Source organism: Ensifer sp., from assembly GCF_035999185.1.
Classification (GTDB): Bacteria; Pseudomonadota; Alphaproteobacteria; order Rhizobiales; family Rhizobiaceae; genus Ensifer.
This window is the reverse complement of sequence record NZ_DASYHB010000113.1, coordinates 1-1,707: the sequence shown is the minus strand read 5'-3', so window position 1 is coordinate 1,707 and position 1,707 is coordinate 1. Positions and strand designations below refer to the sequence as shown.

Below are 1,707 nucleotides of genomic sequence, written 5' to 3'. Positions count from 1 at the left end.
TTTGCCGGGCTGGTGCTGGCACCAGGACACATCAATCCCTTCATCGGTTTCATCGCCATTCTCTGCATCGCCGTTGGTGCTGGCGCCTCCGGCGCGCTCAACATGTGGTATGACGCCGACATCGACGCGGTCATGAGCCGTACCGCCAAGCGCCCGATCCCGGCCGGCAAGATCCTGCCGCAGGAAGCGCTGGCCTTCGGTCTGACGCTGTCTGCCTTTTCCGTGATCATCCTCGGGCTCGCCGTCAATTGGCTCGCAGCCGGGTTGCTCGCCTTCACCATCTTCTTCTACGTGGTCATCTACACGATGTGGCTGAAGCGCTCGACGCCGCAGAACATCGTCATCGGCGGTGCGGCCGGTGCTTTCCCGCCGATGATCGGCTGGGCCTGCGTCACCGGCGCCGTCTCGATCGAAAGCATCGTGCTCTTCCTGATCACGTTCCTCTGGACGCCGGCGCATTTCTGGGCGCTCGCACTCTTCAAGATGGGCGACTACGGCGCCGTTGGCGTGCCGATGATGCCGAATGTCTGCGGCCAGGCGACGACCAAGAAGCAGATCGTCATCTATGCCGTGTTGACCGCCCTGATCGGCATCTGTCCCACCTTGCTCGGATTTGCGAGCATCGGTTACGGCCTCTTTGCAACGGCGCTCGGCCTTGGCTTCGTCTGGTACTCGATCGGCGTGCTGCGCATGCCGGAGTCGGACGAGCGCATGCTGCCGGCCAAGAAGCTGTTTGCCTTCTCGATCATGTACCTGTTCGTGATCTTCTCCGCCCTGATGGCGGATCACCTGATCGTCAATGTCTGGCTGAATGCCGGGAGTATTGCCTGATGGAAACCGTCAAGCTCACTGATGCGCAGAAGAAATCGCGTCGCGGCCGCAACATTGCGCTCGGCTTCGTCCTCTTCGGGCTCGTCGTCCTCTTCTACATCGTCACGCTGATCAAGTTCGGCAACGGTATGGTCAACTGAGGCGAGTCGGCATGACGAATTCACAGGACACAGCCAACAAGCAGCGCTCCAACCGCGTCGTCGTCGGTACCTGCCTTGCCTTCGTCGGCGGCATGGTCGGCATGGCTTACGCAGCCGTGCCGCTCTACGACATGTTCTGCCGCGTCACCGGCTATAACGGCACGACGCAGCGCGTCGAGCAGGCGTCCGACATAATTCTGGACGAAAAGGTGAAGGTCACCTTCGACGCCAACACCTCGGGCGGCCTGCCCTGGGAGTTCAAGCCGGTGCAGCGCGACATCGACATCCGCATCGGCGAGACCGTGCAGGTGATGTACAAGGCGAAGAACCTGTCGTCGAAGCCGACGACTGGCCAGGCGACCTTTAACGTGACGCCAATGCAGGCGGGTGCCTATTTCAACAAGGTACAGTGCTTCTGCTTCACCGAGACGACGCTGCAGCCGGGAGAGGAGATGGAGATGCCGGTGGTATTCTTCGTCGATCCGGACATGGTCAAGGCGGTGGAGACCAAGGACATCAAGACGCTGACGCTTTCCTACACCTTCTACCCGCGTGAACCGTCTAAGCCGGTCGCACAGGTAAAGGCGGGCGAGGCTGAGAACAAACTTTGACTGGAGGTCCTTTTCGGCTATGCCGGAAGGGCGACGAGAGAGAGACATTTCGGGGATTACTGACATGGCCGGTGCGCATCAGAAGAATCACGACTACCACATCATTGACCCAAGCCCCTGGCCGC

3 protein-coding genes and 1 pseudogene are annotated in these 1,707 nt (G+C 60.5%); all 4 read left to right on the top strand.

Going from position 1 to position 1,707, the window contains the following annotated elements:
- Positions 1-831 (top strand): heme o synthase (locus tag VGO04_RS13815; RefSeq protein WP_327496526.1); only part of this gene is annotated, 831 nt, incomplete at its 5' end.
- On the top strand, positions 831-971 hold the full coding sequence (locus VGO04_RS13810; protein ID WP_043619862.1) for a hypothetical protein: 141 nt from the start codon (positions 831-833) through the stop codon (positions 969-971). The genes VGO04_RS13815 and VGO04_RS13810, both read left to right, overlap by 1 nt.
- An 11-nt stretch (positions 972-982) precedes the next feature.
- Complete coding sequence (locus VGO04_RS13805; RefSeq protein WP_327496525.1) at positions 983-1,582, top strand: cytochrome c oxidase assembly protein; 600 nt, start codon at positions 983-985, stop codon at positions 1,580-1,582.
- A 19-nt stretch (positions 1,583-1,601) separates the two neighbouring features.
- A pseudogene (locus VGO04_RS32965) lies at positions 1,602-1,707 on the top strand (cytochrome c oxidase subunit 3); the annotation flags it as partial.

Excerpts from the sequence above, each read along its gene's own strand:
- VGO04_RS13810 (WP_043619862.1), top strand. The coding sequence starts at position 831 with ATGGAAACCGTCAAGCTCACTGATGCGCAGAAGAAATCGCGTCGCGGC.
- VGO04_RS13805 (WP_327496525.1), top strand. The coding sequence starts at position 983 with ATGACGAATTCACAGGACACAGCCAACAAGCAGCGCTCCAACCGCGTC.